This is a genomic window from Staphylospora marina, assembly GCF_003856495.1.
Lineage (GTDB): Bacteria > Bacillota > Bacilli > Thermoactinomycetales > Thermoactinomycetaceae > Staphylospora > Staphylospora marina.
Window position 1 is genome coordinate 1,649,195 of the sequence record NZ_CP034118.1, and the last position, 26,932, is coordinate 1,676,126.

General features: G+C 56.6%; 27 protein-coding genes and 1 other annotated feature. Of the genes, 3 read left to right on the forward strand and 24 right to left on the reverse strand.

Annotated features, from left to right (window positions below; genetic code table 11):
- Positions 1-50: 50 nt before the first annotated feature.
- The 7 genes from EG886_RS08220 to EG886_RS08250 form a co-directional block, all read right to left on the reverse strand.
- Positions 51-1,361, reverse strand: a complete 1,311-nt coding sequence (locus tag EG886_RS08220; RefSeq protein ID WP_124727687.1) for a dihydroorotase — start codon at positions 1,359-1,361, stop codon at positions 51-53.
- A complete protein-coding gene (locus EG886_RS08225; RefSeq protein WP_124727688.1) occupies positions 1,358-2,284 on the reverse strand; it encodes an aspartate carbamoyltransferase catalytic subunit in 927 nt (308 codons plus the stop codon). The genes EG886_RS08220 and EG886_RS08225 overlap by 4 nt, the downstream gene beginning before the upstream one ends.
- Positions 2,285-2,318: 34 nt before the next feature.
- Complete coding sequence (uraA, locus tag EG886_RS08230) at positions 2,319-3,695, reverse strand: uracil permease (protein ID WP_206425303.1); 1,377 nt, start codon at positions 3,693-3,695, stop codon at positions 2,319-2,321.
- 158 nt (positions 3,696-3,853) lie between these two features.
- Positions 3,854-4,402 (reverse strand): bifunctional pyr operon transcriptional regulator/uracil phosphoribosyltransferase PyrR, encoded by a 549-nt coding sequence (gene pyrR / locus EG886_RS08235; protein WP_124727690.1) that lies wholly within the window; start codon positions 4,400-4,402, stop codon positions 3,854-3,856.
- Between the two features lie 320 nt (positions 4,403-4,722).
- A complete protein-coding gene (locus EG886_RS08240; RefSeq protein ID WP_124727691.1) occupies positions 4,723-5,664 on the reverse strand; it encodes an RluA family pseudouridine synthase in 942 nt (313 codons plus the stop codon).
- Positions 5,664-6,146 carry a signal peptidase II gene (gene lspA / locus EG886_RS08245; RefSeq protein ID WP_124727692.1) on the reverse strand — a complete coding sequence of 161 codons (483 nt, stop codon included), beginning with the start codon at positions 6,144-6,146 and terminating at the stop codon, positions 5,664-5,666. Before lspA ends, EG886_RS08240 begins: the two co-directional genes overlap by 1 nt.
- A gap of 203 nt (positions 6,147-6,349) precedes the next feature.
- Complete coding sequence (locus EG886_RS08250) at positions 6,350-7,066, reverse strand: TraR/DksA C4-type zinc finger protein (protein WP_164491734.1); 717 nt, start codon at positions 7,064-7,066, stop codon at positions 6,350-6,352.
- 212 nt (positions 7,067-7,278) lie between these two features.
- Between EG886_RS08250 and EG886_RS08255 the strand changes: the two genes are divergently transcribed.
- The 3 genes from EG886_RS08255 (at position 7,279) to EG886_RS13740 (ending at position 9,773) form a co-directional block, all read left to right on the forward strand.
- Positions 7,279-8,628 (forward strand): amino acid permease, encoded by a 1,350-nt coding sequence (locus EG886_RS08255; RefSeq protein ID WP_124727694.1) that lies wholly within the window; start codon positions 7,279-7,281, stop codon positions 8,626-8,628.
- Between the two features lie 213 nt (positions 8,629-8,841).
- Complete coding sequence (locus EG886_RS08260) at positions 8,842-9,486, forward strand: histidine phosphatase family protein (RefSeq protein WP_164491735.1); 645 nt, start codon at positions 8,842-8,844, stop codon at positions 9,484-9,486.
- Positions 9,487-9,602: 116 nt separating this feature from the next.
- Positions 9,603-9,773: a hypothetical protein gene (locus EG886_RS13740; protein ID WP_164491736.1), complete on the forward strand. Its 171-nt coding sequence runs from the start codon at positions 9,603-9,605 to the stop codon at positions 9,771-9,773.
- Positions 9,774-9,942: 169 nt separating this feature from the next.
- Here EG886_RS13740 and ileS read toward each other — a convergent pair whose 3' ends face one another.
- From ileS to spoVE, 17 genes are all read right to left on the reverse strand, one after another.
- Positions 9,943-12,717 (reverse strand): isoleucine--tRNA ligase, encoded by a 2,775-nt coding sequence (gene ileS, locus EG886_RS08265; RefSeq protein WP_124727696.1) that lies wholly within the window; start codon positions 12,715-12,717, stop codon positions 9,943-9,945.
- A gap of 54 nt (positions 12,718-12,771) precedes the next feature.
- Positions 12,772-13,005, reverse strand: a binding site (T-box leader).
- 41 nt (positions 13,006-13,046) lie between these two features.
- Positions 13,047-13,904, reverse strand: a complete 858-nt coding sequence (locus EG886_RS08270) for a DivIVA domain-containing protein (RefSeq protein ID WP_124727697.1) — start codon at positions 13,902-13,904, stop codon at positions 13,047-13,049.
- A 103-nt stretch (positions 13,905-14,007) separates the two neighbouring features.
- Positions 14,008-14,790: a YlmH family RNA-binding protein gene (locus tag EG886_RS08275; RefSeq protein ID WP_124727698.1), complete on the reverse strand. Its 783-nt coding sequence runs from the start codon at positions 14,788-14,790 to the stop codon at positions 14,008-14,010.
- Between the two features lie 3 nt (positions 14,791-14,793).
- Positions 14,794-15,051: a YggT family protein gene (locus EG886_RS08280; protein ID WP_206425304.1), complete on the reverse strand. Its 258-nt coding sequence runs from the start codon at positions 15,049-15,051 to the stop codon at positions 14,794-14,796.
- Between the two features lie 17 nt (positions 15,052-15,068).
- Positions 15,069-15,479, reverse strand: coding sequence for a cell division protein SepF (locus tag EG886_RS08285; RefSeq protein ID WP_124727699.1), 411 nt, complete (start codon positions 15,477-15,479; stop codon positions 15,069-15,071).
- Between the two features lie 23 nt (positions 15,480-15,502).
- Complete coding sequence (locus EG886_RS08290; RefSeq protein WP_420894167.1) at positions 15,503-16,204, reverse strand: YggS family pyridoxal phosphate-dependent enzyme; 702 nt, start codon at positions 16,202-16,204, stop codon at positions 15,503-15,505.
- Entirely contained in the window at positions 16,204-17,025 is an 822-nt protein-coding gene (pgeF, locus tag EG886_RS08295; protein WP_124727700.1) for a peptidoglycan editing factor PgeF, read from the reverse strand. The genes EG886_RS08290 and pgeF overlap by 1 nt, the downstream gene beginning before the upstream one ends.
- 53 nt (positions 17,026-17,078) lie before the next feature.
- Positions 17,079-17,372, reverse strand: coding sequence for a YlmC/YmxH family sporulation protein (locus EG886_RS08300; RefSeq protein ID WP_124727701.1), 294 nt, complete (start codon positions 17,370-17,372; stop codon positions 17,079-17,081).
- A gap of 108 nt (positions 17,373-17,480) precedes the next feature.
- Positions 17,481-18,257, reverse strand: coding sequence for an RNA polymerase sporulation sigma factor SigG (sigG, locus tag EG886_RS08305; protein WP_124727702.1), 777 nt, complete (start codon positions 18,255-18,257; stop codon positions 17,481-17,483).
- Positions 18,258-18,329: 72 nt separating this feature from the next.
- Positions 18,330-19,052 (reverse strand): RNA polymerase sporulation sigma factor SigE, encoded by a 723-nt coding sequence (sigE, locus tag EG886_RS08310; protein ID WP_124727703.1) that lies wholly within the window; start codon positions 19,050-19,052, stop codon positions 18,330-18,332.
- Complete coding sequence (spoIIGA, locus tag EG886_RS08315; RefSeq protein ID WP_164491737.1) at positions 19,049-19,996, reverse strand: sigma-E processing peptidase SpoIIGA; 948 nt, start codon at positions 19,994-19,996, stop codon at positions 19,049-19,051. Before spoIIGA ends, sigE begins: the two co-directional genes overlap by 4 nt.
- Positions 19,997-20,173: 177 nt before the next feature.
- Positions 20,174-21,316 carry a cell division protein FtsZ gene (ftsZ, locus tag EG886_RS08320; protein ID WP_124727705.1) on the reverse strand — a complete coding sequence of 381 codons (1,143 nt, stop codon included), beginning with the start codon at positions 21,314-21,316 and terminating at the stop codon, positions 20,174-20,176.
- Positions 21,317-21,378: 62 nt separating this feature from the next.
- Entirely contained in the window at positions 21,379-22,617 is a 1,239-nt protein-coding gene (gene ftsA / locus EG886_RS08325; protein ID WP_124727706.1) for a cell division protein FtsA, read from the reverse strand.
- 135 nt (positions 22,618-22,752) lie between these two features.
- On the reverse strand, positions 22,753-23,523 hold the full coding sequence (locus EG886_RS08330) for a cell division protein FtsQ/DivIB (RefSeq protein WP_124727707.1): 771 nt from the start codon (positions 23,521-23,523) through the stop codon (positions 22,753-22,755).
- Between the two features lie 171 nt (positions 23,524-23,694).
- Positions 23,695-24,636: a UDP-N-acetylmuramate dehydrogenase gene (gene murB / locus EG886_RS08335; RefSeq protein WP_124727708.1), complete on the reverse strand. Its 942-nt coding sequence runs from the start codon at positions 24,634-24,636 to the stop codon at positions 23,695-23,697.
- A 33-nt stretch (positions 24,637-24,669) separates the two neighbouring features.
- Positions 24,670-25,785: an undecaprenyldiphospho-muramoylpentapeptide beta-N-acetylglucosaminyltransferase gene (gene murG / locus EG886_RS08340; protein WP_124727709.1), complete on the reverse strand. Its 1,116-nt coding sequence runs from the start codon at positions 25,783-25,785 to the stop codon at positions 24,670-24,672.
- A 29-nt stretch (positions 25,786-25,814) separates the two neighbouring features.
- A complete protein-coding gene (gene spoVE, locus EG886_RS08345) occupies positions 25,815-26,915 on the reverse strand; it encodes a stage V sporulation protein E (protein WP_124727710.1) in 1,101 nt (366 codons plus the stop codon).
- Positions 26,916-26,932 lie beyond the last annotated feature (17 nt).

Here is a 26,932-nt window from a genome sequence, read left to right on the forward strand (position 1 = left end):
ATCTCGCCTGTCTCAACGTTCTCCCTCCTTGTCAAACACCTTCGGGGATGTCACTCCCCGAAGGTGAACGCCGTTTCCGCCTGATCCCAGGTCACTTCCCCGCCGAGCAAGGTGAGCACCGGCCAGCCTTTCACCCTCCAACCCGCAAAGGGGGTATTGCGCCCCTTCGATCGGAATGTGTCGGGCTCGATCGGCCGTTCCAGCTCCAGATCGATCACCGTCAGATCCGCCGGAAGGCCCGGTGCCAGCCGGCCCCAGGGAAGACCGAACACTTCGGCCGGCTTGACGGTCAATTTGTCGACCAGCTCCTTCAGGGTGAGGATTCCTTTCAGCACCAAATGGGTGTAGAGCAGGGGAAACGCGGTTTCCAACCCGACGATGCCGAACGGAGCGAGACGCATGCCCTGCGCTTTCTCATCCGCGGTATGCGGAGCGTGATCGGTCGCGATGATGTCGATCGTTCCGTCCTTCAATCCTTCGATCAGTGCCTCCCTGTCGGCGGCCGACCTGAGCGGCGGGTTCATCTTCCAGTTGCCGTCCGGATGGGGAATGTCCTCGTCGCAGAGGAGAAGGTGATGGGGCGTCACTTCACAGGTGACTTTCTGACCTCTCGCCTTGGCTTCCCGAATGAGCCGAACCGTTTGTGCCGTGCTGATGTGACAAACATGGTAGTGCACGCCCACATCCTCCGCCAGCAGAATGTCCCTGGCCACCTGCACCGATTCGGCTTCCCCAGGAATGCCGGGCAGTCCGTGGCGACGGGCGAACATGCCGTCATGGACGCATCCGCCGCGCGCAAGATCATTGTCCTCCGTATGGGCCACCACCGGCAGACCGAGAGAGTAGGCGAGCCGCATCGCCTCTTTCATGACCCGCGCGTTTTGCACCCCGACACCGTCATCGGTCACGCCGATCACGCCGGCTTCCTTCAGCGCGGCCATGTCCGTCAACTCCTCGCCGCGCTGCCCCAACGTGATGGCACCGTAAGGAAGAACCCGGGCGGATCCCGTTTCCCGTGCCTTTTCCAGCACCTGTCTCACTTTGTCGGCCGTATCCAGCGGAGGCCGGGTGTTGGGCATGCAGGCCACCGTGGTGAATCCTCCCCTGGCCGCGGCCTTCGTTCCCGTTTCAATGGTCTCTTTTCGCTCGAAGCCCGGCTCCCGCAGGTGAACATGCATGTCGATGAACCCGGCGGAGATGAATTTACCGGATACATCCCACACTTCCGCGCCTTCCCGTGAAGACTCCGGGATGTCCGGAGCCACGTCCGCGATCCGGCCGCCGTCGATCAAAATGTCCCGCTTGACCAATTCTCCCGTTTCGGGTTCCAGGATGCACCCGTTTTTGAACAGTATTTTCATTTCCTTCCACCCTCCAATGCCCGCTCGAGTACAGCCATGCGTATCCAGACTCCGTTGGACATCTGTTCAAAAATCAGGGAGCGCGGATGTTCCACCAGATCTCCGTCGATTTCCACTCCCCGGTTGACAGGCGCGGGATGCATGATCACCGCGTGCGGCTTCATCCGTTCCAACCGTGAATGATTGAGCCCGTATGCCGCGTGATACTCTTCGGCCGAGGAGAACAGGCGCCGGTCGTGCCGCTCCAGCTGCACGCGCAGAAGCATCACCACGTCCGCTTCGGCCAGCGCCGACTCGAACGGCACATACGCCGCTTCCGCCTCCAGTTCGGGGGCCCGCATTTCGGGAGGTCCGGACAGGATCACCCGGGCGCCGAACGTTTTCAGCGCATGGATGTTGGACCGCAACACCCGGCTGTGAGCCAGATCCCCGATGATCGCCACCGTGAGCCCGGACAGCTCTTTGAACCGCTTGCGCATGGTGTACAAATCCAGCAGGGCTTGGGTGGGATGGGCCCAACTGCCGGCCCCGGCATTGATCACGGCAAGCCCGGGATCTCTGTGCACGAGTGCCCGGATCGCATCGGGATCCGAATGACGGATGACCGCCACTTCCACCCCGATGGAGGCAAGCGTCCGAACCGTGTCGTACAACGATTCCCCTTTGGCGGTGCTGGAAATCTCCGGCGTGAAGTTCATCGCGTGCAACCCCAGCTTAGTTTCCGCCACTTCAAACGAGAAGCGCGTTCTCGTGCTGGGTTCGAAAAACAGATTGGCGGCGAACCGGCCGGCCAGCGGTGCGGTTCCCGGTGTCCAGGATCTCTCCCACCAGGCGGCACGGTCGAGGATTTCCGTCATTTCCGATCGATCAAGCCCGGACGTGTCGAGCAAATGAACATGATTCCCGAGATGGAGTGCGGACATTCCGTTTCCTCCTCTGCTTCATGGCTCAGGGGGTTCAAACCGCTTCGGGGGCTGCAGTCTCCGGTTCATCTTCCTGATTTTCCGGCAAAACCGCATTCAGCAAAATGCCGACCACCGTAGCCAGCGCCATGCCTTCCAGTTCGAGGTGGATGTCGACGAACTTCAACACGGCGCCGCCGATCCCGATCACCAGGACGACGGAAGCGATCACCAGATTGCGACGGTTGCTGAAATCCACCTTGTTGTCGATCAGCATCCGCAGACCCGCGGAAGCGATGATGCCGAACAGCAAAATGGAGACCCCGCCCATCACCGGAACCGGAATGGTGCGGATCAGGGCCGACAGTTTTCCGATAAACGCAAAGCTCATGGCAAGCACCGCGGCACCGCCGATCACCCACACGCTGAAGATCCGGGTGATGGCCATCACACCGATGTTTTCTCCGTAGGTGGTGGTGGGCGGTCCGCCGATCAGGGCAGCCATCGAAGTGGCCACGCCGTCGCCCATCAGGGAGCGGTGCAATCCCGGATCTTTCGCCAGATCCCGCCCCATGATGTTGGAGGTCACCACCAGATGTCCGATATGTTCGGCGAGCACGACCAGCGTCACCGGAATCATCACCAGAGCGGCTTTCAGATCAAAGACCGGGGTGACAAACGCCGGCACGGAAAACCATTTCGCTTCCTTGACCGGAGTGAAATCCACCATTCCGAATGCGACAGCCACCAGGTAACCCCCGATGATTCCGATCAGAATCGGAATGATGTTCAGGAACCCGCGGAAGAAGATGCTTGCGATGATGGCGATGGCCAGCGTGGCGAGGGCCACTCCGAAGTTTTCCAGCGAATAGACGTGCAGGGTGACGGTGCCGTTGTCCGCGTCAACGCTCTTGATGTCTCCTTGCACGGCTTGCCACTCGGCGGTGGTTCCCGGCATATCCTGCGTCACGTCTTTCATGCTGGCCATGTCCACGGCCACGCCGGCCAGCGCCAGACCGATCACGATGACCACCGAACCGATGACGACCGGCGGCAGCAGTTTGTCCAGCCAACCCACACCGTATTTCCGGACCAGCAAGGCGACCAGGGCGTACATCAGGCCGATCACGAAACAGCCGAACAACGCCTTGCCCATCTCGACGCCGCCCATCGAAACGGTGATGATCGGAACGATGAATGCGAAGGAAGAACCGAGATACGCGGGAATCTTGCCGCGGGTGATGAGCAGGTAGGCGATCGTTCCCAATCCGCTGGTCAACAGGGCCACCGACGGGTCCAACCCGGTCAGAATCGGCACCAGGATCGTCGCCCCGAACATGGCAAACAGATGCTGAAAACTCAGCGCGATCCAGGTCAACAGCTTCGGCTTCTCATGAACATCCATGCGAATGCGTTGATTCAACTTTATCATCTCCTTCTTTGCGCATAAAAAAAGCTCTTTGCCGGCACGGCAAAGAGACGCGATCACCATTGCACGCGTTACCAACCATCGCGTTCCCCTTGCCGGCCTCACGGGACCGTCTTTAAAGGGAGTTTCAGAATGGATTTTTTCTCCGGAACCACCCGGATTCAGGCCGTGACGCCGGATGCGGTGCGGATGCTGACATGATCTTCCACCCCGTCCGACTCACGCAGCGCCACCGAAACGATCTCCTTGCGGGACGTGGGAACGTTCTTCCCGACATAATCCGGACGGATCGGAAATTCCCTGTGTCCCCGATCGATCAGCACCGCCAGCTGGATCATTTGCGGGCGACCGAGATCCACCAATGCATCCATGGCGGCGCGCACCGTTCGTCCGGTATACAGGACGTCATCGACCAGAATCACTTTTTTGCCCCGGATTTCAGGGACATGGGTTCCCCGGATTTCCGGAAGATCCGCCTTTTCCGTCAGATCATCCCGGTACAGGGTGATGTCCAGCTCGCCGATCGGCACGGTTCGCCCCTCAATCTGCCGAATTCGTTCCGACAGACGTTGCGCGAGGTGGATGCCCCGGGTCCGGATGCCGACCAACACGCAATCTTCCACCCCTTTGTTCCTTTCCAGGATCTCGTGGGCAATCCGGGTCAAGGCACGTCGGATGGCGGCTTCGTCCAGAATCACTTTGCCGTTCATGCACATGACCTCCCAGGGAGTACTTCCTTGACAAGAAAAAACCGCTTCCCGTCCCGGGCGGACAAGAAGCGGCTGTGCTCAAACTTCAGACCTGTGCGGCAACCGGAGCGCCGTGCGAAACGATGGCCATCGGCCGTCGTTTCATCGCGTCCCGCGATGCACCAAAGCGCATGACGGGACGACGGTTCCATTCCGGACCGCAGGTCCCCTGTATTCAGCTGCCGTTCCCTTGCCAGCCTCACGGGACTGGATTTAAAGGTTCCACACGTTTACATGTAATTATGGCTGAGGATGTCCATCTTGTCAAACAAAAAATGGCGTCATCGACCGGATCGCAGCATGCGCAGCAGCTTTTCCATGTCTTCCGGCAATTCCGCCTCCAGCCGGATTCGCTCGCCGGTCCGCGGATGATCGAACCCGAGCACCCGCGCATGCAAGGCCTGCCCTTCCATCGGCCAATCCCGTTTCTTCGGTCCGTACACCGGATCCCCCACCAGCGGGTGACCGATGTATTTCATATGCACGCGAATCTGATGGGTCCGGCCTGTCTCCAGCCGGCACTCCACCAGCGTCACGTCCCGGAACCGTTCTTTGACCGTGAAATGGGTGACCGCATGTTTGCTGTTCTTGTGGATCACCGTCATCCGCTGCCGGTGCTGCGGATCCCGGCCGATCGGCGCATCGATCGTTCCGTGATCATGCGGAATCACACCGTGAACCAGCGCCACGTACTCCCGGTCGACCGAATGCGCTTTGAGTTGGGATACCAGTGATTGATGTGCAAGGTCGTTTTTTGCTGCGATCAACAGACCCGAAGTGTCCTTGTCGATCCGATGAACAATGCCCGGCCGGGCCACTCCCCCGATTCCTGACAACTGTCCGCGGCAGTGATGCAGGAGTGCGTTGACCAACGTTCCGGAGTGATTGCCTGCCCCGGGATGAACCACCATCCCCCGCGGTTTGTTGACCACGATCACGTCATCGTCTTCGTAGCGCACATCCAGCGGAATCGGTTCGGCTTCGACCGCCAGCTCTTCCAAAGGCGGCACGTCAAGCTCCACCCGGTCCCCCCGCATCAGCCGGTAACTTCCCTTCTTGCGCTGTCCGTTGACCAGGACCCGTCCGTCTTTGATCCAGTCCTGAACACGAACCCGGGACCATTCGTCATTGAACGAAGGAATGAATTTGTCCAGCCGTTCTCCTTCGTAGTCTTCCGTCACTTCCCATTCGTGTCGTTCAACCTGTTCCAATGCGTCTTCCATCAAGATTCCCCCGCTTTGGTCATGGATTCCTTGGGCTGCGAGGGAGTGAACAACGTGATCAGCATCAGGATGACGACCCCGACCACGATGGCCGAATCAGCCACGTTGAAAATCGGAAAATGATAAGAACCGAACTGGAAATGCAGGAAATCGACCACTTCTCCAATCCGGATCCGATCCACCAGGTTTCCGAACGCACCGCCGAGGACAAGCGAAAAGGCAAAGGACATCCACGGTTGCGTGTTCTTCAGCTGCCAGAGATAGTACATGATGACGATGATCACCACAATCGTCACGGAGACAAACAGCCATTGTTGGTTTTGCAGGATGCCGAACGCCGCCCCCCGATTGCGGTGAGAGGTGATGAAGAAAAATCCGTCCACCACCGGAATCGACTCGTACAGCTTCATGTTGTGAACAACCAACCATTTGGTCCATTGGTCCAAGAGCAGGATGCACAGTGCGGCAAAAAAATGTCTCAACGATCTTCCTCCTGTCTCACACAGCCCTGTGACCAACTTTTTTCCATCTGATTGTAGCACAGAAACGGCAGGCGGAAAAGGGAAAGGACCCGGCACGGCACCGGCGGTGGATGGCCGAAACGAAACCGGTCGGCGGATTCCCGAAATGATCGCACCGGTTCATGCTCATTCAGCCACCCGCAAACGCTTCCGGGCGCTTCGCTTCATGATCCTCCCCGGAACCCTTCTCCCCGCCTCTCCTCTTCCATCGTTTCTTCCTGATCCTTGCGGCGAAATGCTTCATTGTGGGTGATCTCCGGCAACCCCTCGTTTCGTCCGTCCATCCCCGTGATGGTGAAACCTTCCACCAAATCGACATACCCCCGCTGCTCCCCGGCATCGATCACCAGTTGGTTGTAAGACTGTGCATCCCGGAAAAAATCCGGGGGATTGGACGTTCCGTAGCGTTCCACTTCCTGCCAGGAATCTTCCGCGTCAAAAAACGCGGCGTCCGATTCGTCGAGGAAATGAGATCCGGGCCGGATGACACGTTCTTCCACGGGTCTTCGCGCGGACACATGTTGTTCGGGATGATGGTCCACGCAATATTTGGCGGTGGGGACCGCTTCCAACCGTTCAAACGGGATTTCCGCACCGCATGTTTGGCAGATTCCGTACGTCCCTTTTTCCATCCGCCTGAGTGCATCCATGATTTCCCTCAAGTGATGTTCATCCTGTTCATTCAGCGCCAAATCCTTCCCCCGTTCAAACATTTCCGTTCCCAAATCGGCCGGATGGTTGTCATAGCCCGACAATTCTCCCACCGATTCATTCATCGCCGACTCCATGCCGTAATGATCATTCCTTTGCAGCCGTCTTTCGATCTCTTGCTGTTCCTCCAGCAGTTGCCGTCGAAGCCGGTTCAGTTGCTCCTGATTCATGCCCTTCCCTCCGGATTGTTGGATTTGTATTCTATCGTTTTCCCGGCACCGGCTTTTCATGTGTCCGCTTGGCGGAAAGACTGGTGGAAAAGGTCAAGTCGATTCATGCGCCTGCGGAATCTTTGAAAATGTTCGCCTTTTACGGAAAGGCTTCACATTTTTCTTTCATGCTGTTATGCTTTTTTGCAATAAAGAAAGACAGGAGTGACGATATGGCTTCTCTCAATAAATCCTTGCTTCCAAGGCATGTCCGCATGATGGCACTCGGCGGTGCGATCGGTGCCGGAATCTTTCAGGGCAGCTCCGAAACCATTTCCACCGCCGGTCCCGGAGTGGTCATCGCCTATCTGCTGGCCGGTCTTCTCTTGTTCGTCGTCATGAGCGCCATGGCCGAAATGGCACTGCGCCATCCCGGAAGAGATCTGCGCGGTCTGGTTCATGACGCATTCGGCCCCCGCCTTTCCCTTCTTGTCGGTTGGCTCTATTTCATCAACTGGATTCTCGTCATGGCCGTGGAAGTCGTGGTGGCGGGAACGTTTCTGTCCTACTGGCTTCCCGGTGTTCCGGTCTGGCTTTTGAGTCTGGCTTCATCCCTGTTCATCATTTCCGTCAACCTGGCCAGCGTGCGCCTCTTCGGCGAGATCGAATACTGGCTGGCCGGAATCAAAATCGGAACATTGATCATCTTCATTTTGCTCGGCGGATTGATTCTCACGGGGATCATCCCGGGGGCGGGTGACGGGCCAAACGGTCACCATTGGACGGCGCACGGCGGATTTTTGCCCCACGGAATGACCGGCGTATTGTCGGCTCTCCTGGTGGTCGTCTTCTCCTACGGCGGAACCGAAATGATCGGTCTCACCCTTCGGGAAATGAAAGATCCTGAAAAATCGCTGCCCGGCGTGATCCGTGGCGTGATGGTTCGGGTCGTTCTGTTCTACGTGCTTCCGCTGCTGGTCATCACCGGTCTGATTCCGTGGAATGAAGCGTCCGCGAAGGGAAGTCCGTTTGTGCACGTGTTGTCCTCGGTCGGGTTGAAGGGAGCGGCTCACGTGATGAACGCCATCATGTTGAGCGCCGTTTTGTCCGCGGCCATCACCGGCATGTACGCCACCAGCCGGTTGCTCCATTCACTCGCCGAACAGGGGGAAGCGCCCCGAGCGTTCACCCGGGTGAACAGAAAAGGCGTGCCGGTTGCCGGGATCTGGGTCAGCATGGCAGGGCTGATGCTGGGCACAATGGTCGCCTTCTTCGCCCCGGAATCCGTGTTCCGGTATTTGATGGGCATTCCCGGTTTCTCCGTTTTGTTCATGTGGATCCTGATCTGTCTGTCATATCTGCGGCTGCGCAAAAAATCGGGGGTTGAAACGTCTTACCGCACACCGCTGGGTCCCGTTTCCGTCGGATTGACCGCCGTGTTGTTGATCGTGATTCTCGGCTTCTTTCTGTTCAATCCGGACAACCGGATCAGCACCCTGATCGTCGCGTCCGTGTTCACCATTCTGACCGTCACGGCTTTCGCGGTCCACAAAGGCAAGCATTCGTCGCAAGATGCGGCATGAGACACCATGAGACCCGGTCCATGATGTGGACCGGGTCTTCATCCGTTTCGGGAACCTTTGCCGGGAACGCCCCGAGTTGAAAACCGTGTCTTTTTCATTCTGTCATCAAGGGAGGTTGGTGGGAAGAGCCGCTTCCTCCTTCCCGGACGGTTGAATGTCACGGGTGACCCGGTGTAAATCCAACACGTTGCAAGACGATGGGAGAGGGACAAATTGAAAGAATTGATCATTGTCAGACACGGCCAATCAGAACATCACGTCAAGGGAATCACCGGCGGTTGGACGGATTTGCCGCTTACGGCATTCGGTCGTCAACAGGCCGTCGCCACCGGTCATCGACTTGATGAAATGTTGGCGGGACGGGCATTTCACTTCTGTTCCAGTGATCTGAAGCGGGCGCTGGAGACGGCTCAAATCATCGGCGACATCATCGGAAAGGAGCCACAGGTGGAACGGGACCTGCGCGAACTGAACAACGGAATGGCCAAAAACCTTCCTTTGGAGGAAGCACGCAAGATGGAAAACCCGTTCTCCGAACCGGCCATTGACTGGATTCCCTATCCGGAAGGAGAAAGTTGGCGCATGCTGCATCACCGCATTTGCCGGTTCATGAACCGGATCCGGGATGAACGGCAGGAAGATCTTGCCGTCATGGTGTCCCATTCCAATGCGATGATCTGCATGATTCACTGGTGGCTCGGGATTCATGAAGACCATCATCTGGCCAATATCATGTATCACCTGGATCCATGCTGCATCGTTCATTTGAAGCTGGACAAACACGGCTGTCGGACGATCGTCAAGTTGAATGACACATCGCACCTCAACCGTTTGTCACAAACGCCGACGTTGGAATGATTTGCATCGCCGGAAGCGGTCCATACGGACGTTTTCATCCTCCGCAACCGGGGCAATAAAGGAAATGAAACGTCATTTGCGAAATCTTCAAAAAACGTTCGGGAGGCACCTCATCAATGGAAATCCTGATTGGCATTGCCGTGTTGGCGATCGTCGTCGGCGTCGGGTTCCACCTTTTTGCGGGCAAAAAAAATACCGTGGAAGAACGGGAGCCCCGTCCGAATGAATCCATGGACAAACTTCCCCCGATGTCCGACGGCTGGGGCGGAGGAGATTCCGGCTCCTGATCCCTCCTCTCCCGAATGCTGTCGGTGAGATCACGGAGCCCTCCCGGGATCCACGGATCACGAATTTGGAAAAAGAAAATCCGGGTCACCCGACACGTGACCCGGACCATGCACAGGCGATTGGAACGGGGAACTTGGCCCCGTGTTTTTTTGCATCATCCCGGACGATTCAGTTGGTTTCGGTGGATGCGTGATGTTCGCGAACGATGATCGCGCAACGTCCGCACAGGGTGGGATGGTCTTCATGGCGTCCGACGGTGGGAGTGACCACCCAGCAGCGTTCACATTTTTCCCCTTCGGCCACATGAACCGCCACCACCGTTTTCCGTCCTTCCGGAACATCGGAGGAAGCGGGATTGAGCGTGACGCCGGACACGATGAACAATTGTTCCAGTTCATCGGTGTGCCGCAACAGTTCTTCCACTTCCGGAGACGGGGTCAGCTCCACGACGGCTCCGAGCGATTGACCGATGCGCTTTTCGGAACGGGCTTCCTCGAGCGCCTTCAATACCTCGTCCCGGATCTCCAGAAGTTGGTCCCATTTTCGTTCCAGTTCCAAATCCCGTACGGTCGGATCGGCTTCCGGGAAATCGCTGAGGTGCACGCTGATCTCTTCCACGCCTTTCGTGTGCTGCCACACTTCTTCCGCCGTGTGCGGAATCAGCGGAGCGACCATCCGCACCAGGCTCAACAGGGTCTCATGCATCACCGTTTGCGCGGAACGGCGCACCCTGTCGTCTTTCGCCAGCACGTACAACCGGTCTTTCAGCACATCAAGGTAGAACTGGCTGAGAAACACGGTGCAATAATTGTGAATCAGCACGTACACCTGATGGAAGTCGTATTCGTCATACGCCTTCGTCACCCGTTCCACCAGTTCCTGAAGCTTCGAGAGCGCGTAGCGGTCCAGCTCCGTCATGGAAGGGAAGGCCACCCGGTCTTTCGCGGGGTCAAAATCGCCGAGATTGCCCAGCAGGAATCGGAACGTGTTGCGGATCTTCCGATAAACCTCGGCAATCTGCTTGAGGATCGCGTCGGAAAGCCGCTGGTCGGATTGATAATCGGAAGCCGCCACCCAGAGGCGCAGGATGTCCGCCCCGTACTGGTTGATCACTTTCGCCGGTTCCACCACGTTGCCGAGGGATTTGGACATTTTGCGCCCTTCCCCGTCCATGGTGAATCCGTGGCTGAGCACTTGCCGATACGGCGCTTCTCCGCGCGTGGCCACCGCCGTGGACAAGGAGGAGTTGAACCAGCCGCGGTACTGGTCGGATCCCTCCAGGTACAGGTCAGCCGGCCACCGCAATTCCTCGCGCTGCGTCAACACGGCCACATGGCTGCTGCCCGAGTCGAACCAGACATCCATGGTGTCCGTCTCTTTGCGGAAAGAGGTTCCTCCGCACCGACCGCATTTCTGATCGGGCGGCAAAAGTTCTTTCACGTCTTTGGCGTACCAGGCGGTGGAGCCTTCGCCTTCCTTCTCGAACAGGGATGCCACGTGTTCGATCGTTTCGTCCGTCACGTGAGGTTCGCCGCAAGCATCGCAATAGAAGATCGGCAGCGGCACTCCCCAGATGCGCTGACGGGAAATGCACCAGTCTCCGCGATCCGCGATCATGTTGTGCATCCGCAGTTCACCCCAGGCCGGCGTCCATTTCACCTTCTTGATCACTTCCAGCATCTCTTGACGGAATCCGTCCACGGAAGCGAACCATTGCTCCGTCGCCCGGAAGATGACCGGCTTTTTGGTCCGCCAGTCGTGCGGATATTGGTGGGTGATGAAGGTCAGTTTGAGCAGGAGACCTTTCTCTTCCAGGATTTCGGTCACTTTTTTGTTGGCGTCTTCGTAGAAAAGACCTTCAAATCCGGGAGCCTCCGCGGTGAAGCGGCCTTTTCCGTCCACCGGACAAAGCACCCCGAGCCCGTATTTCATGCCGAGTTGGAAGTCTTCTTCCCCATGTCCGGGTGCGGTATGTACGCAACCCGTTCCGGCCTCCAGCGTAACGTGATCGCCGAACACGATCGGGCTTTCACGGTCATAGAACGGATGGCGGCAGACCACGCCTTCCAGTTCTTTGCCCTTGAACGTTTTCACCACGGCATGATCGTTGATCTCAGCCACCTTCATCACGTTTTCCACCAATCCCGTGGCCATCAGCATTTTCCGCCCTGCGGCTTCCACCAGGCTGTAGTCGAGGTCCTCATGCAAAGCGACGGCCAGGTTGGCGGGCAACGTCCACGGCGTGGTGGTCCAGATCACCACATGGCTGTCTTCCGGAAGCAATCCCTTCCCGTCCTTGACGGGGAACAAGACGTAGATGGATGCGGAACGCTTGTCTTTGTATTCGATTTCCGCTTCGGCAAGGGCGGTTTCCGAAGTGGGAGACCAGTAAACCGATTTTTTTCCGCGGTAAATGTGCCCCTTTTTCATCATTTGGCCGAACACGCGGATCTGGGCGGCCTCATACTCGGGCAACAAAGTGATGTACGGACGTTCCCAGTCACCGGTGACACCGAGCCGTTTGAACTGCGCCATTTGCTTTTCGATGTAGGACAGCGCGTATTCTTTGCACATTTCGCGGAACGTCACCGGATCGACGCTGCTTCTGTCCACTTTTTTCTTCGTGACGATCGCATGCTCGATGGGAAGACCGTGGGTGTCCCATCCGGGAACGTACGGGGCGTAAAATCCCTTCAACGCCTTGTAACGAACGATGAAATCTTTCAGCGATTTGTTGAGGGCATGCCCGATGTGGATGTCGCCGTTGGCGTAAGGCGGACCGTCATGCAGAATGAACTTGGGTGCACCTTTCCGCTTTTCCAGCATCTTGTTGTAAATGTTGTTTTCTTCCCACCATTTTTGCCATTCGGGTTCGCGGGTGGGCAGATTTCCTCTCATGGGAAAACCGGTTTTGGGAAGATTGAGTGTCTTGCTGTAGTCCATCAACGTTTCACTCCTTTCATTCGTTACGATAAATAAAAAAAACCTTCTTCATCCTCCAGGGACGAGAAGGCTCCCGCGGTACCACCCTACTGGATCCGTACCCCGCCGAAACGCAGGGAAACGGATCCCCTTTATCATCCGTAACGTGGATGACGCGGTCTACCTTACTCCTTTTTTCAGGCGACAGTTCCAGGGTGATTTTCGATAGAAACCCGGATTAGGCTTGCACCATCCCTAATTCGCTGTGACCGGTGTCCTCTATCTACTCTTCCCTTTCATGACTGTTGGCGGTATGGGTTGTCCTGAACCGGCGATCTCCCGTCACCGGATCAGAACATGGCTTTTTTCTTCAGCTTCCGGGAGGTTCGACGCAGTTCCCGACGCGGTTCTTCTTCCGGCGTTTCCATGTAATTGGCGGCTGCCACTTCATCCATGACGGCCGGATCTTCCATGCCCTGATGGAATTCCTGCGTAAATTCATGCGCATGCGGAGCAGGCTGTTCCATCATCATGTCGGGAGCGGGTTGACCACGCTCGGCCATTTGCTCGATTTGTTTTCCCTTTTCTTCCAGACCGCTCTCCAGTTCTTCCAAAGACTCCCAATCGGAGTTTTCGAGAATGTCCAGATGGGATTGCACCAGTGTGCGGAAGCGGGCACGGTAAATGGTGGCTTTTTGCTTGAGATCCAGCAGCTCGCTGTGAATGGCGCGCGCTTTCTGCAAAGCCTCGTTGATGATCCGGTCGGCGTTTTTCTCCGCCTCCTGAACGATCAGCTCCGCTTCTTTCTTCGCGTTCAGACGCACTTCTTCGGCCACTTCCTGAGCCACGCGAATCGACTTGTGGATGCTTTGCTCCATCGACGAAAGCGCGGCGGCCGTCGGTTGCATCTGAACCGGTTCGGGATATTGCGGCATCGGCGGCATCGTCGACTGGGCGGGCGGCATCGGTTGCGGCGCCGGCTGTTGCGGCTGCGGAGCCTGATTTTGGAACATCGATTCGCCTTCCATCAGGCGCTCGATTTCCGCCTGAAGCTCTTCGACCTGTTGCTCGAGCTCCAGTTTCTCGCGGGTGAGGATCTCGAATTCTTTGATGATCTGATCAAGAAATTCGTTCACCTCGTCCACGTCATACCCGCGGAACGAGCGTTTGAACTCCTTATTGTGTATATCGTAAGGTGTCAGCGACATCCTCCGCACCTCCTGGGTTTGTTGCAATCTCTCCTATTCGACAATAATACCAGATATCCTCCCGGAATTCTACACGCCAAATTCCGAAAAGGGGATGAACGGATTATCGCCAAGCGAACAAATCCACCCGCAATCTCCCTTTTCTGGTAATGCCGTCAATTCTTTCTACACGAATGCGCCCAAATCCTCTCAGGGAGATCAAATCTCCCTCTTCAAGGGTCCGGTCGGGTCGATGTTCCACCGCCCAGTTGACTTTGCACCGCCCCGTGCGGATCATGAGTGCGGCCTGGCTCCGGGGCACCCGGAATCCTTCGGACACCAGGGCATCCAGTCGCATGGAAGCCACGTTCGCCGTCCGGTGCATCCCCCGTTGTTCGGGAAGAGTCAGTTCTTCGCGGGAAATATGCATTATGGTAACATGTTTTCTCCCGACCTGTCCAATTTGACAGCGGATGTAATCTCCGTTCTCCTCCGCCACGATCACGTCCGCCCCCGTGCGGTGCGGGAGGATGTCCCCGATTTTTTCCCGCCGGATCCCCGCCCCGGAGAGAGCCCCCAACACGTCCGGATGCTCCAGCCTTTCCCCCGCTTCGCTTTCCATCCGGAGAAAAGACAGACCGAACAGGCCGGGATCCTCCGGGTGCCAGTCCGGCATGATGATCGCCCGCTTGCGTTCGGCCTCCGGGTACCCTCCGTCGACCTGCAGGATCAGGTCCGGCTCCCGCCCCGCCACCGATTGCAGGATGAATTGTTCCCGTGGATCGAGAAACGGGGTGAGAACGGGACAGTGGCGTCTTGATGCTCGACTGGCCCAATCGAGCGCCCGCTCCGCCACGTTCCTCTCTTCCGGTCGAAAATGCATGAACAGGTGTTCATCGTTTCTCATGGTTCAGAGCACCCAACTCAGCACGGTGAACAATCCCGCTTTCACAAACTGAAGCGCGAACAGCGCCACGAGCGGAGACAGGTCGATCATGCCGATGGGCGGAATGATGCGGCGAAACACGGAAAGGTACGGTTCCGACAACTTCGAGAACAGGACGCCGACGGCGGACTCCCGCACGTTCGGCAGCCATGACATGATGACATAGATGAAAATCACCATTGAATAAATTTGAAACGCCCAGTTCAGAATCGAGTAAATCATCAATTGGTTCCACCCCATCACGTTCTCTCTTCTTGAAACGTATCCGATGTAATCGTTCCCTGGATGTCCACGTTGGCGGGCGTGCAAATGAACGCGTTTTTGCCGACCTGTTGCATCGATCCTCCCAAAGCGTAAACGGTTCCGCTCAGAAAGTCGATGATCCGCACGCCCAACTCCCTTCTGACGAGATGGAGATTGACGACGACCGGTCGATGGCTTTTCAGGTGATCGGCGATCTCGGGACAGTCTTCATAGCTCTTCGGCTCGCAAAGGACCATCTTCACGCTCTTTTGCGTATGAAGGGACACCACGTTGCCTCGTCCTTTCATCGTCGCGGCGGCGGCATGCTCCGTCCCGACTTCCGCTTCTTCATAAGCTTCTTCGCCGCCCACACCGAAAAAGCCCATGATCCGATCCATAAACGTCACGGGAATCGCCTCCTTGACACGGGCTATCCTCCCCGCTTTCCTCCTCCCACCAACACGGAGCCCAGTCGAACCCATGTCGCTCCTTCCTCGACGGCAACGCCGTAATCCTGGGACATCCCCATGGACAGGTGAACAGGCCGGAGACGGGGAATCTCAAGCCGGAGTAGATGGTCCCTCAGTCGCCGAAGCTCCCGGAAAACCGGCCTGGCTTCCTCGGGATGTTCGACGACGGGGGCCATGGTCATCAGCCCTGCGATGTCTATACCGGATAGATTCGCCGTTTCCCTCGCAAATTCTTCTAATTCCCGGGGGGAAATTCCAAATTTCGTTTGTTCCCCCGACACGTTCACCTGGATGAAACAGGAAACCGGACCGACTCCGGCCGCTTTGACCCGTTTGTCGATCTCCTCGGCCAAAGACCAACGATCGAGCGAATGGACATACACGAATTTTCCGATGATGTCTTTCACCTTGTTGCGCTGCAGATGGCCGATGAAATGCCAGGTTCCTCTGCCTTCGAGAATTTTGTGTTTGACGTTCGCGTCCTGAGCCCTGCTTTCGCCGATGTGTTCCAGCCCCGCATCCAGCACGTTTCGGGTGGTTTCCGCATCCACATACTTGGTGACGGCGATGACCCGGACATCCCCGGGGTCCCGCCCGGATCGACGGCACGCTTCACGGATGGTCTCCATCACGCGTTGTTTTCTTTGCAAAAGCTCTTCCATCAGCATCCACTCTCCCTGATTCCGATCCACGCCGTCATCCGTCCCGTTTTCCCCTTGTCCCGGCGATGGGAATAGAAATGGGCATCATGGCAACAGGTGCACCACCCGCTCGTCAGGACGTGTTCGGGACGGATTCCGGTCCGGATCAGAATTTCCCGGTTGGCCCGTTTCAGATCGAGTTGCCATTTTCCCGGAAGGGTGGCTTCCGCCACACCGGTCAAATCCCCCAACATGTCCTCCAGAGGGCGGATCACCCGTTCGTCCACTTCATAGCAGCAAGGGCCCACCGACGGCCCGATCGCCACGCGCAAACGGCCGGGATCCACGCCGCGGCCCGCCAGCTTGTCCACCATGCGGCGGGCGATGCCTCCCACCGTTCCTTTCCATCCCGCGTGGGCCACTCCGACGATTTGCACATCCGGAGCCCAGAAGTACAGAGGAACGCAATCGGCATAATAAGAGGCCAACAACACCCCCGGTTCGGCGGTGAACATTCCGTCCGTATCCGGAAAAGCCGTTGTCCGTGAATCTTTTCCCCGACCGCGTTCCGAACGGGTCACTTCCACGATTTGTACGCCGTGAACCTGTTCCCCGCAAGTCCAGGCGTCCTCGGACATGCCCAGCAACAGGGCCAGTTTCCGGCGATTTTCCAAAGTCTGTTCAGGGGCGTCTCCCACATGAAGCGCATAATTCCGACAGTTCTCGTCTTCGCCCCGTTTTCTCGCTGTAAAGCCGACGGTCAGCCGGGGAAATTCCCTCTCCCACTCTTCGAGAACCAAAAGAGGCACCCCGGCCGTTTCCCGATACACGAACGGCTCCATGCTCTCCCTCCTTCCATCCATCTTAACACATCTTTTCGGAGGGACAAAAGGAGTCACAAATCGATCTGATCGGGCAACAACTCCGAGCGGTCATGTCTTTGCATTCCCCTGTCTCCGCTTTCCAACCGGACCAATATCACGTCCGAGCCGATCCGGACGATTTGATTCCACGGAATGATCCATTCCTGCCCGCCGTTGATCCATCCGAACAGGCGGCTCTCCCCGGGAACGACGATCGCTTTCACTCTTCCGTTCAGAAGGTCCAATTCCAGGTCACAGATTTGTCCCAGCTTTCGCCCGTCGGACACATTGACGACATCCTTGGCCTGAAGCTCGGAAATTTTCATGCCGTTTGCCTCCGTTTCCCCTTTTTTTCATGTATATGAGCGGACAAACAAAAAACCCCCGTCCTTTTCGTGAAAAGAACCGGAGGGCAACGCGTGACGGAATGAAACCTACTGGATGAACTTGTTCATCTGCTGAATGGCCGCTTTTTCCAGTCTGGATACCTGTGCTTGGGAGATTCCGATTTCCTCGGCCACTTCCATCTGCGTTTTTCCTTCAAAAAACCGCATGGAGAGGATCATTTTCTCCCGTCCGTTCAGTTTTTCCAACGCCTCTTTGAGGGCGATCTCTTCGATCCATTGCATGTCTTTGGTCTTTTCGTCGCTGAGTTGATCCATCACATAGATCGGATCTCCGCCGTCCTGGTAAACCGGTTCAAACAGCGAAACGGGATCCTGGATGGCGTCCAGCGCAAATACCACGTCTTCTTTGGGGACTCCCAATTCTTCCGAGATCTCGGTGATCGTCGGTTCCCGCGAATGCCTGTTGGTAAGCGAATCCCTCACCTGCAGGGCCTTGTAGGCGATGTCACGAAGCGAACGGGACACGCGGATCGGATTGTTGTCACGCAGGTACCGCCTGATTTCACCGATGATCATGGGAACGGCGTAAGTGGAAAATTTGACGTTCTGTCCGAGGTCAAAATTGTCGATGGCTTTCATCAGTCCGATGCAACCCACCTGGAACAGATCGTCGGCACATTCTCCGCGGTTGTTGAAACGCTGAATGACGCTGAGAACCAGCCTGAGATTGCCGCTGATCAGTTTTTCCCGGGCCGTGCGATCCCCGGCCTGATACCGGGCGAACAGCACTCTCATCTCCTGGTTCTTCAGCACCGGTAACTTCGATGTGTCCACCCCGCATATTTCCACTTTGTTTCTCGCCATGATTTCCCCTCCTCAAGACGCAAACTACTGGACAGTATGTCCTGAGGAGCGGGTTTTATAATGACATGGAAATTAAACCATTTTATTGAATTCTTTACGCAATCTCTTAATGATCCTTTTCTCCAAACGGGAAATATAAGATTGTGAAATTCCGAGCAGATCGGCCACGTCCTTCTGCGTTTTCTCTTCTCCTCCGTTGAGTCCGAACCGGAGCTCCATGATCTTCCGTTCCCGGTCTGAGAGATTGGAAAGAGCCGTTCGCAGGATTTTGCGGTCGACTTCGTCTTCGATGTCCCGGTAGATCAAGTCGCTGTCGGTTCCCAACACGTCGGACAGGAGCAACTCGTTTCCGTCCCAATCCGTGTTGAGCGGTTCGTCGAACGAGACTTCGGAACGAATCTTGTTGTTTCGTCTCAGGAACATGAGGATTTCGTTTTCGATGCATCTGGATGCATAGGTGGCCAGCTTGATCTTCTTGGACGGGTCGAACGTGTTGACGGCCTTGATCAGCCCGATGGTCCCGATGGAAACCAGATCTTCAATGTTGATCCCCGTGTTTTCGAATTTTCTGGCGATATAGACCACCAAGCGGAGATTCCGCTCGATCAGCATGGCCCTCGCTGCCGGATCACCGGTGGGAAGCAGCTCCAGAAGATGTTCTTCTTCCTCCCGGGTCAACGGCGGCGGCAGAGCCTCGCTTCCGCCGATGTAGTAAACTTCTTCCCCCTTCCATCCCAATCTGAGGAGCAGACGGTACAAAAACAGCATCAACCGGAGTTTCCATTTTGCTTTCATGCGTTTGCCTCCTCCAAATGATTTCCGTTCCACTCACCTTGGGCTCCGAGACATGAGGGATGAATGATCGCCTGATAGGTTCCGTCGGACGACAATTGTCCGACATCTATACCTATGAGGATTTTTCCGGGATTATGCCGGATCCCGCCCTGAAAAATCGAAACTTCATCCGGCCTGAACACCACCAGCATCCCTCCACGGTTTCCCGCCGCCCGGAACGGGATCATTCGCACTCGGGTCATCCACTCCCCGGGCAGCCGGTTCCATCCTTCCCCCGATCCTCCTGTTTCGACCACCTCGATCAGTTCTTTGGGGAGCAACGGGATGAGTGCCGACAGTTCGACCATGATCACCGGGGAACGGGTGAACGGATCCCTGAGCTGGTTGCCGGTGTCGACGAAGCCGGTCAGTTCCAGTTCTTTGCCCGACACCTTGATGTTGAGGGGCAACAGAAATTGCTCCACTCTTTTTTGTTCATCCAGCGATCTCAGCGAAAACCGCGTATAGGCCCACACCAGCGGAAAACCGATCAGAATCAGTCCCCAAGAGACCGGGGAACCCCATCCTGTTCCGGAAGAAGTCATGAGCACCCCGCCCGCCACCCGACTGTCTCCGGTCAGGATGTAATGAGCGGCCACCATCGCCCCGCCGGCAATGAAACAAGCCAGGTAAAACATGCCCAAATTGCGGAGATACGACACGGGATGCCGGAATCCGTACGCGATCCAGACCATGATGACGGACACTGACAATTTGACGGGGAGAAAATATGCCGGTGCCCATTCGGGCCACAGATAAAGCATGGAATACAGCCCGCCGGTCAAGGCCGCCAGCGCCAGACGTACGAGTGACACGGTCTGTTTCCGGATGCCCGCCACCAGCCAGAGCAGCAAAAAATCGATGCATGCGTTGAGAAGAAAGATGAGATCCGCGTAGACAATCACCGGTTTCGCTCCCTTGTACATGGAGGTGTGAACAAGTATATCTGAATCCATATTTCAAAGTCTGTTGAAACTTGCCCGGAAGGATTGACTTCTTTCGTCGAATCCGAACACAAAAAAAAGAAGTTTCCCATCAGGGGAAACTCCTCCATCACGCGGATTCGACAGGCACCCGAACCCTTACTTTTTGCGATTGCGCAAAAAGGCGGGGACCTCCAACCCGCTGTAGTTGTCGATCACGTTGGTCTCCTTGTTTTCATCCGCCATCGGATTGCGCAATCCTCCCAGCGAGGGAATCACCGGGGGGACCTGACTTTTTTTCTGGTCGAGACCGAACGGCGGTTTCGAACGAATGACCTGTTCGTTCTGGTTTTCGTCGAAGCCCGTCGCGATCACCGTCACGATGATCTCATCTTTCAGATCTTCGTTGATCACGGCGCCGAAAATCATGTTCACCTCGGAATGGGACGCCTGGGTGACGATTTCGGCCGCCTCATGAACCTCATACAAGCTGAGGTTGGAGCCGCCCGTGATATTCATGAGAACACCGCGTGCTCCGTTGATCGAAGTCTCGAGCAGCGGACTGCAGATGGCGTTTTTGGCCGCGGTGGCTGCCCGGTTTTCTCCGGAAGCCTGTCCGATCCCCATGAGCGCCGAACCGCGTTCCGTCATGATCGTCCGCACGTCCGCGAAGTCAAGGTTGATCAGACCCGGTACGGCGATCAGGTCGGAAATGCCCTGAACTCCTTGACGGAGAACGTTGTCCGCCACCCGGAAAGCCTCCAACATGGGAGTGTTTTTCTCGACGATGTCCAGCAGCCGGTCGTTGGGAATCACGATCAGGGTGTCCACGTTCTCCTTCAGCGCGGCGATTCCCTGTTCCGCTTGCGAAGATCTCCGTTTTCCTTCAAACGAAAACGGCTTGGTCACCACTCCCACCGTGAGTGCCCCCAATTCCCGGGCGATGGCGGCAATTTCGGGAGCGGCTCCGGTTCCGGTTCCTCCTCCCATTCCGGCGGTGACGAACACCATGTCCGCTCCCTTGAGAACGTTGACGATCTGTTCGCGGCTTTCTTCCGCGGCCTTTTTCCCGATTTCCGGCTTGGCCCCGGCTCCCAGGCCCCGGGTGAGTTTTTCCCCGATCTGCATCCGGATGGGAGCCTTGGAACGATTGAGGGCTTGGGCGTCCGTGTTGACGGCGATGAACTCCACGCCTTGAACGCCGGCTTCGATCATCCGGTTGACCGCGTTGCTCCCTCCGCCGCCGACACCGATCACCTTGATCTGGGCGATTTGATCCATCTCGAATTCGAAATCCAACATAATCCTGTCCCTCCAAATCATCTCAAGCTCTTCCCGAAGCGAGCGATCCCGTTTTTTCCGTCTCAAATGAATTCACTGAGCCAGCTTTTCATCCGTTCAAACGCGGACGGACCGCGCTTTTGTTTCTGACGGGGAGGATGGGAAGGTCTGGGGCGATTCATTTGAATCACACCCCGTTTTTGCAGATAGTGCACCATGCCCACTCCGCCGGAGTAGGAGGGTTCCTTGACGCCGATGTTTTTCGGGACGGCGATGCGCACCGCGGCCCCCAGCTGTTTTTGCGCAACATGAAGAATCTGACGGGTGGCCATGACACCTCCCGTGAGCACGTAACCTCCGGCCGGTTCCTCCGGAAATCCCATGGAACGAACCTGTTGCCGAACCAAATGAAACATTTCTTCCAACCGCGGTTCGATGATCTGTGTCAATTCCAGCTGGGAGACGGTCCGTTGCCTGCTGGTTCCGATCGTTTGCACCTGGAAGGTTTCCTTCACGTCCGCAAAATCCCGGGATGCGACCCCGTAACGGATCTTCACTTCTTCCGCCGTGCTGGTTTGCGTTCTGAGGCCGATGGCAATGTCGTTGGTGATGTATTCCCCTCCGACGGGAATCACGGAAGTTCCCGCCAGATGTCCGTTTCGGAACACCGTCAGCGTGGTGGTTCCCCCGCCCATGTCGACCATGACGGCTCCGAGATTCTTTTCGTCAGGGGTCAAACAAAGCTCACTCACGGCCAACGGCAAAAACACCATGCCCGCGATGTTCAGTCCGGCTTTTTCCACGCAACGGAGCAGATTGTGGATCAGGGTCTTCGCTCCCGTCACGATGATGGCATCCACCTCGAGACGGACGCCGATCATGCCGTGCGGGTCACGAATGTCATCCAATCCGTCCACGATGAACTGTTTCGGAACCACCTCGATGATGGCCCGCTCCGGAGGAAGAGGGATGACCCTTGCCGCCTGCAATACCCGGTCAATGTCGGTGATGCTGATCTCACGGTCTTCACTCGATACCGCGACCACTCCATGGCTGGACTGCAGGGAAACATGGTGACCGGAAACTCCTACATACACCTCAGAAATTTCTATACCAACCATGCGCTCGGCATGGTCCACCGCTTCCCGAATCGAATGAACCGCCTGATCAATATTGATGATGGCTCCCTTTTTCATTCCCTGGGATTCCGCCGTTCCAACACCCACGATGTGCGTCGAGCCGTCCGGGTTGATTTCGGCGACGATGACACGCGTTTGCGATGAACCGAGATCCAATGTAATGATGTAGTCTTCATTGCTCAATCCTGGGCACCTCCTTGCCCGAATGTCGACCACTGGTATCGGGTGGATGATGGGGAATGGGAGGAAATGCTTTTAAAACCAATTCAACAGACGGAAGGGGAACACCTTTTGAACTTGTCATTTTTCTTTGATCATTCATTCCTTCGCGGGGTGTTCGTTCCGCTCGTCGTCCTTCTCTTCCACTCCCGGGTCCGGCCCTTCGCGCGAATACCAGATGCTTTCCAACAGGTATACCGTTCCCGGTTCATGTCCGTAAAAAGCCGGATAATACACCATTTTGCGGTCCAGGTCCCCGGCCCTGACAATCACGTTGTGGTTCCTTGCGGTGCGAATGAGAACCTGATCCGGTCTTCCGGGAGCCGGAGACACCGTTTTGATCTCGGCGCGAATCGCCTCCGGCAGGGCGGCGAATCGGTTCACCGCTTCTTTCAGCAAATCGTCCGGCACGCTCCATCCTTCGAAGACGGGCTCGTTCACCGACGCGGTCCCGACCGTCCGATTCTGAAGGACGACTCCTCCTTCCAGCACGGGAACCAGCCGGTTTCCCGCCCGGAAAACGGCCATTCGCCGTTTTTCCTCCACGCGTATGTACAATCGGTTGGGAAATTCTTTGACCACCCGGGCTTCCTTGACTTCGGGCATCTCTTCAAGCCGCTTTTTCACCTCTTCCCCGCTGACCAGGAAAAACCAGTCACCGGGTTTGACTCCGATGCGGTTCAAGATGTCGGCCCGGGACAGCATCCGGTTTCCCGCCGTCTCGATGGTTTCCAGCTTGCTGAGCGGTGAGCGGAGAAACAGCACCATCAGGGTGCCGGCAAAAAAAAGAGTGATGAACAATAAGGCCCACGGGGAAGGGGGTCGCTTTTTCCCGACCCGGTTTTTCAAGGCGGGAACGCGTTCCTGCATGGGGAAAGACTCCTTTCCGTGTCCGCTCCCGCAAGACCGGGAGAGAGCGTAAAAAAGCAAATCTTTCCTATATATTACCACAAATTTTACGCTCTCACAGTCTCCAATGACAGAAAAAACAGCGGCACGAACCGTGCTACTGTTTTTTATTCTTGTATCATATGCTTTTTTTCACGAATGAATATTTCCCGACTCATCCGGCAATCCATCTTCTCCGATGACGAGAACTTCCGGTTCCAATCGAACCCCGTGTTTTTCTTCCACCGTTCGGATGATGTGCCGAATCAATCCCAAAATGTCCGCGGCGGTCGCCTGGCCCCGGTTGATGATGAAATTGGCATGGAGCTCCGACACCTCCGCGTCCCCGATCCGGAATCCCTTCAACCCGCTTTCCTGAATCAACCGTCCGGCATGGTCTCCCGGAGGATTGCGGAACACACTGCCGGCACAGGGGAATTGAAGCGGCTGCGTCAACCGGCGATACTCCTTGTACTTGGCCAGCTTGGCCCCGATCTCTTCCTTGTTTCCCGGTTCCAGTTCAAACACCGCTTCCGTGACGATGCCGCGCAATTCTTTTTGCAAAATGGAAGTCCGGTACCGAAACGCCAGCTGACGGTTGTCCAGGGTGACCCATTCCCCCGATTCAAGGAGCACGGTCGCATTGCGGAGAACGCGGGAGATTTCGGAACCGTGGGCACCGGCGTTCATGTAGACCGCTCCTCCCACATTTCCGGGGATTCCGCCGGCAAACTCCAATCCGGAAAGACCTTTTTTGGCGGTGACGGATGCGAGCAGAATGGTGGAATACCCTCCTCCGACCGTCACGCGGGTCCCTTCGATCCGAAGGTGGTTGAAGCCTTCGTCCAGTTTGATCACCACCCCGCGGATTCCCCCGTCGCGAACGAGCAGGTTGGAGCCTCTTCCGATCACGGTCCAAGGGAGGCGATGTTCCCGAACGATCCTCATCGTCTCTTCCAGCTCGGCCCCGTTTTTGGGATAGACCAGAATGTCCGCCGGTCCGCCCACCTTCCATGTCGTGTGCCGGGAAAGGGGTTCTCGTTCCCTGACATCGGTCACTCCGCGTCTTTGAAGTTCTTCCACGATGTTCTTCATTGCGCTGCCTCCTCGCCGGATTGACTCCGCCACTCAGGAGTCCACCCTTTTTTTGGCGATCTTCTCCAACTCGGCCACGAGCACCTCGGCGGCCTGCGGACGCCCCAATCTTCGGGCCGCTTCACTCATGGCGTCATGCTCCTCGGGATTCTCAAGAAGCCGTTTCATTTCGTTCCACAACCGTTCCCCCGTACATTCACTTTCGAGGAGCATCTTGGACGCCCCTTGCTCTTCCAACCAACGGGCGTTGGCTTCCTGATGGTTGTTGGTGACGAACGGGGACGGAATCAGAATAGAGGGTAATCCGAGCGCTGTCAACTCGGCCAGGGTCGAAGCTCCCGCTCTTCCCACCACCAGCCAGGTGGCGGCAAGCACGTCCGGCAAGTTGTATATGAACGGAACGACGTCGAGATTGGGCGGTACATCCGTGATTCGCGACCGGATTTCCTCATAATGCGTTTCACCGGTCACATAGACGAAGTGCACCTTGGGCATTTCGGACATGCGGGGAATGATTTCGAGCACGGCCTCATTGATGGCCCGCGCGCCCCGGCTTCCGCCGATGAACAGGACAATCGGCTTGTGAGGGTCACGAATCCCGAGCGACTTCCGTCCGGCCGCACTGTTGGCCCGAGCCACTTCCGTGGCGCGGGGATTGCCGGTGAACACGATCCGGTTGGCTCTCCCCAAGTATTTCTGCGATTCTTCCAGACTGATGGCCACCACGTCCACAAAGCGTGAGAGAAATTTGGTGGTCATGCCGAGAACGACATTCTGTTCATGAATCAGCGTGGGGATTCCCAACCGATACGCCGCATAAACGGAAGGGCCGCTGACGTATCCGCCCGTTCCGACCACCACGTCCGGCCGGAATTCTCTCATCACTTCCTTGGCCCGGTCCACAGCCCTCAAAAACTTGCGGATGGTGTTTACATTCTGCCAAGAGATACTCCGTTTGAATCCTTGTATTTCTACTGTATAAAAATGAATGTTCCCTTCCTTGGGAACAATCCTGGATTCCAATCCTTTTTCCGTACCGATGTAGGCAATTTCCACTCCGGGGTATTTGCGCCTGACCGCTCTGGCAATCGACAGCGCAGGGTAGATGTGGCCGCCGCTTCCGCCTCCGGAAAGCAGAATCCGCTTCATCCCTAATTCTCCTCCGGTTTCAAATGGTTCTAATGTTCCACGTTTCTCGAGAGATTCAAGAGCACTCCCACCGCAGCCAGCGACAGGGTCAGCGAGGAGCCTCCGTAACTGAGAAATGGCAAGGTGATGCCGGTCACCGGAAACGCTCCGGACACCACGCCGATGTTGATGACCGATTGCAGCATGATCATCACGGTAATCCCGGCGGCGAGAAGCCCGGTAAACATGTCGGGAGAATGAATCGCCACCCGGAATCCGCGCCAGACGATCACGGCGAACAGAATGACGGTGCCGGCCGCTCCGAGATAGCCCAGCTCTTCCGCCAGGATGGAAAAGATGAAATCGGTGTGCGGTTCAGGCAAATACAAATGTTTTTGCCGGCTCATTCCGAGCCCCAGTCCGAGAAGCCCTCCCGGTCCGATGGCATACAACGACTGAATCAGCTGATATCCCGCACCGAGAGGATCTTGCCAGGGGTTGAGAAACGCGACAATTCTCTGGATTCGGTACGGAGCCGCCAGAATGAGCCCGACAAACCCGGCCGCTCCCAAGACCATCACGCCGCCCAGATGTTTCATTCTCGCTCCGGCCGCCAGAAGCAGAAACAGACCCGTTCCGACCAGCACCGCCCCCGTTCCGAGGTCCGGTTGCATCATGATCAGTCCGAAGGCCAGCACGGGGATGAGCAATCCCGGCAGGAATCCCTTCCTGAAATTTGTCAAGTCGTAATCGGGTCTGGAAAAGAGCTTGGCCAGAAACGCAATCACGGCCAGTTTCATGAATTCCGACGGTTGGATGCTGAACGCGCCGATCCCCAGCCAGCTCCTCGCTCCGTTTCGCATGATGCCCACACCCGGAATCAGCACGATGATGAGCAATACAAAACAGATGATCAGTGCTGCATCTGCATACCGGTAAAATTTGCGGGGATCGATGCCGGCAATCCAAAACATGGCCAACACGCCCAGCAAGGCAAACAGAAACTGGCGTTTGGCAAAATAGAAGGCATCGCCGTATTTGAACTGGGCAAATGCCGCACTGGCGCTGTAAACCATCACCACTCCGATGGAAAGGAGCAGGAAAATGGCGACGACGATCACATAATCGGGAGCGGCCGCGTTTCGCTTCATGGACGGTTCACCTCTTG

What these genes read in the sequence shown, in the direction of transcription:
- EG886_RS08220 (WP_124727687.1), bottom strand. Translation starts at nt 1,361, where the DNA reads ATGAAAATACTGTTCAAAAACGGGTGCATCCTGGAACCCGAAACGGGA.
- EG886_RS08225 (WP_124727688.1), bottom strand. Translation starts at nt 2,284, where the DNA reads ATGTCCGCACTCCATCTCGGGAATCATGTTCATTTGCTCGACACGTCC.
- uraA (WP_206425303.1), bottom strand. Translation starts at nt 3,695, where the DNA reads ATGATAAAGTTGAATCAACGCATTCGCATGGATGTTCATGAGAAGCCG.
- pyrR (WP_124727690.1), bottom strand. Translation starts at nt 4,402, where the DNA reads ATGAACGGCAAAGTGATTCTGGACGAAGCCGCCATCCGACGTGCCTTG.
- EG886_RS08240 (WP_124727691.1), bottom strand. Translation starts at nt 5,664, where the DNA reads ATGGAAGACGCATTGGAACAGGTTGAACGACACGAATGGGAAGTGACG.
- EG886_RS08250 (WP_164491734.1), bottom strand. Translation starts at nt 7,066, where the DNA reads ATGAATCAGGAGCAACTGAACCGGCTTCGACGGCAACTGCTGGAGGAA.
- EG886_RS08255 (WP_124727694.1), top strand. Translation starts at nt 7,279, where the DNA reads ATGGCTTCTCTCAATAAATCCTTGCTTCCAAGGCATGTCCGCATGATG.
- EG886_RS13740 (WP_164491736.1), top strand. Translation starts at nt 9,603, where the DNA reads ATGGAAATCCTGATTGGCATTGCCGTGTTGGCGATCGTCGTCGGCGTC.
- ileS (WP_124727696.1), bottom strand. Translation starts at nt 12,717, where the DNA reads ATGGACTACAGCAAGACACTCAATCTTCCCAAAACCGGTTTTCCCATG.
- EG886_RS08270 (WP_124727697.1), bottom strand. Translation starts at nt 13,904, where the DNA reads ATGTCGCTGACACCTTACGATATACACAATAAGGAGTTCAAACGCTCG.
- EG886_RS08275 (WP_124727698.1), bottom strand. Translation starts at nt 14,790, where the DNA reads ATGAGAAACGATGAACACCTGTTCATGCATTTTCGACCGGAAGAGAGG.
- EG886_RS08280 (WP_206425304.1), bottom strand. Translation starts at nt 15,051, where the DNA reads ATGATTTACTCGATTCTGAACTGGGCGTTTCAAATTTATTCAATGGTG.
- EG886_RS08290 (WP_420894167.1), bottom strand. Translation starts at nt 16,204, where the DNA reads ATGGAAGAGCTTTTGCAAAGAAAACAACGCGTGATGGAGACCATCCGT.
- pgeF (WP_124727700.1), bottom strand. Translation starts at nt 17,025, where the DNA reads ATGGAGCCGTTCGTGTATCGGGAAACGGCCGGGGTGCCTCTTTTGGTT.
- EG886_RS08300 (WP_124727701.1), bottom strand. Translation starts at nt 17,372, where the DNA reads ATGAAAATTTCCGAGCTTCAGGCCAAGGATGTCGTCAATGTGTCCGAC.
- sigG (WP_124727702.1), bottom strand. Translation starts at nt 18,257, where the DNA reads ATGGCGAGAAACAAAGTGGAAATATGCGGGGTGGACACATCGAAGTTA.
- sigE (WP_124727703.1), bottom strand. Translation starts at nt 19,052, where the DNA reads ATGAAAGCAAAATGGAAACTCCGGTTGATGCTGTTTTTGTACCGTCTG.
- ftsZ (WP_124727705.1), bottom strand. Translation starts at nt 21,316, where the DNA reads ATGTTGGATTTCGAATTCGAGATGGATCAAATCGCCCAGATCAAGGTG.
- EG886_RS08330 (WP_124727707.1), bottom strand. Translation starts at nt 23,523, where the DNA reads ATGCAGGAACGCGTTCCCGCCTTGAAAAACCGGGTCGGGAAAAAGCGA.
- murB (WP_124727708.1), bottom strand. Translation starts at nt 24,636, where the DNA reads ATGAAGAACATCGTGGAAGAACTTCAAAGACGCGGAGTGACCGATGTC.
- murG (WP_124727709.1), bottom strand. Translation starts at nt 25,785, where the DNA reads ATGAAGCGGATTCTGCTTTCCGGAGGCGGAAGCGGCGGCCACATCTAC.
- spoVE (WP_124727710.1), bottom strand. Translation starts at nt 26,915, where the DNA reads ATGAAGCGAAACGCGGCCGCTCCCGATTATGTGATCGTCGTCGCCATT.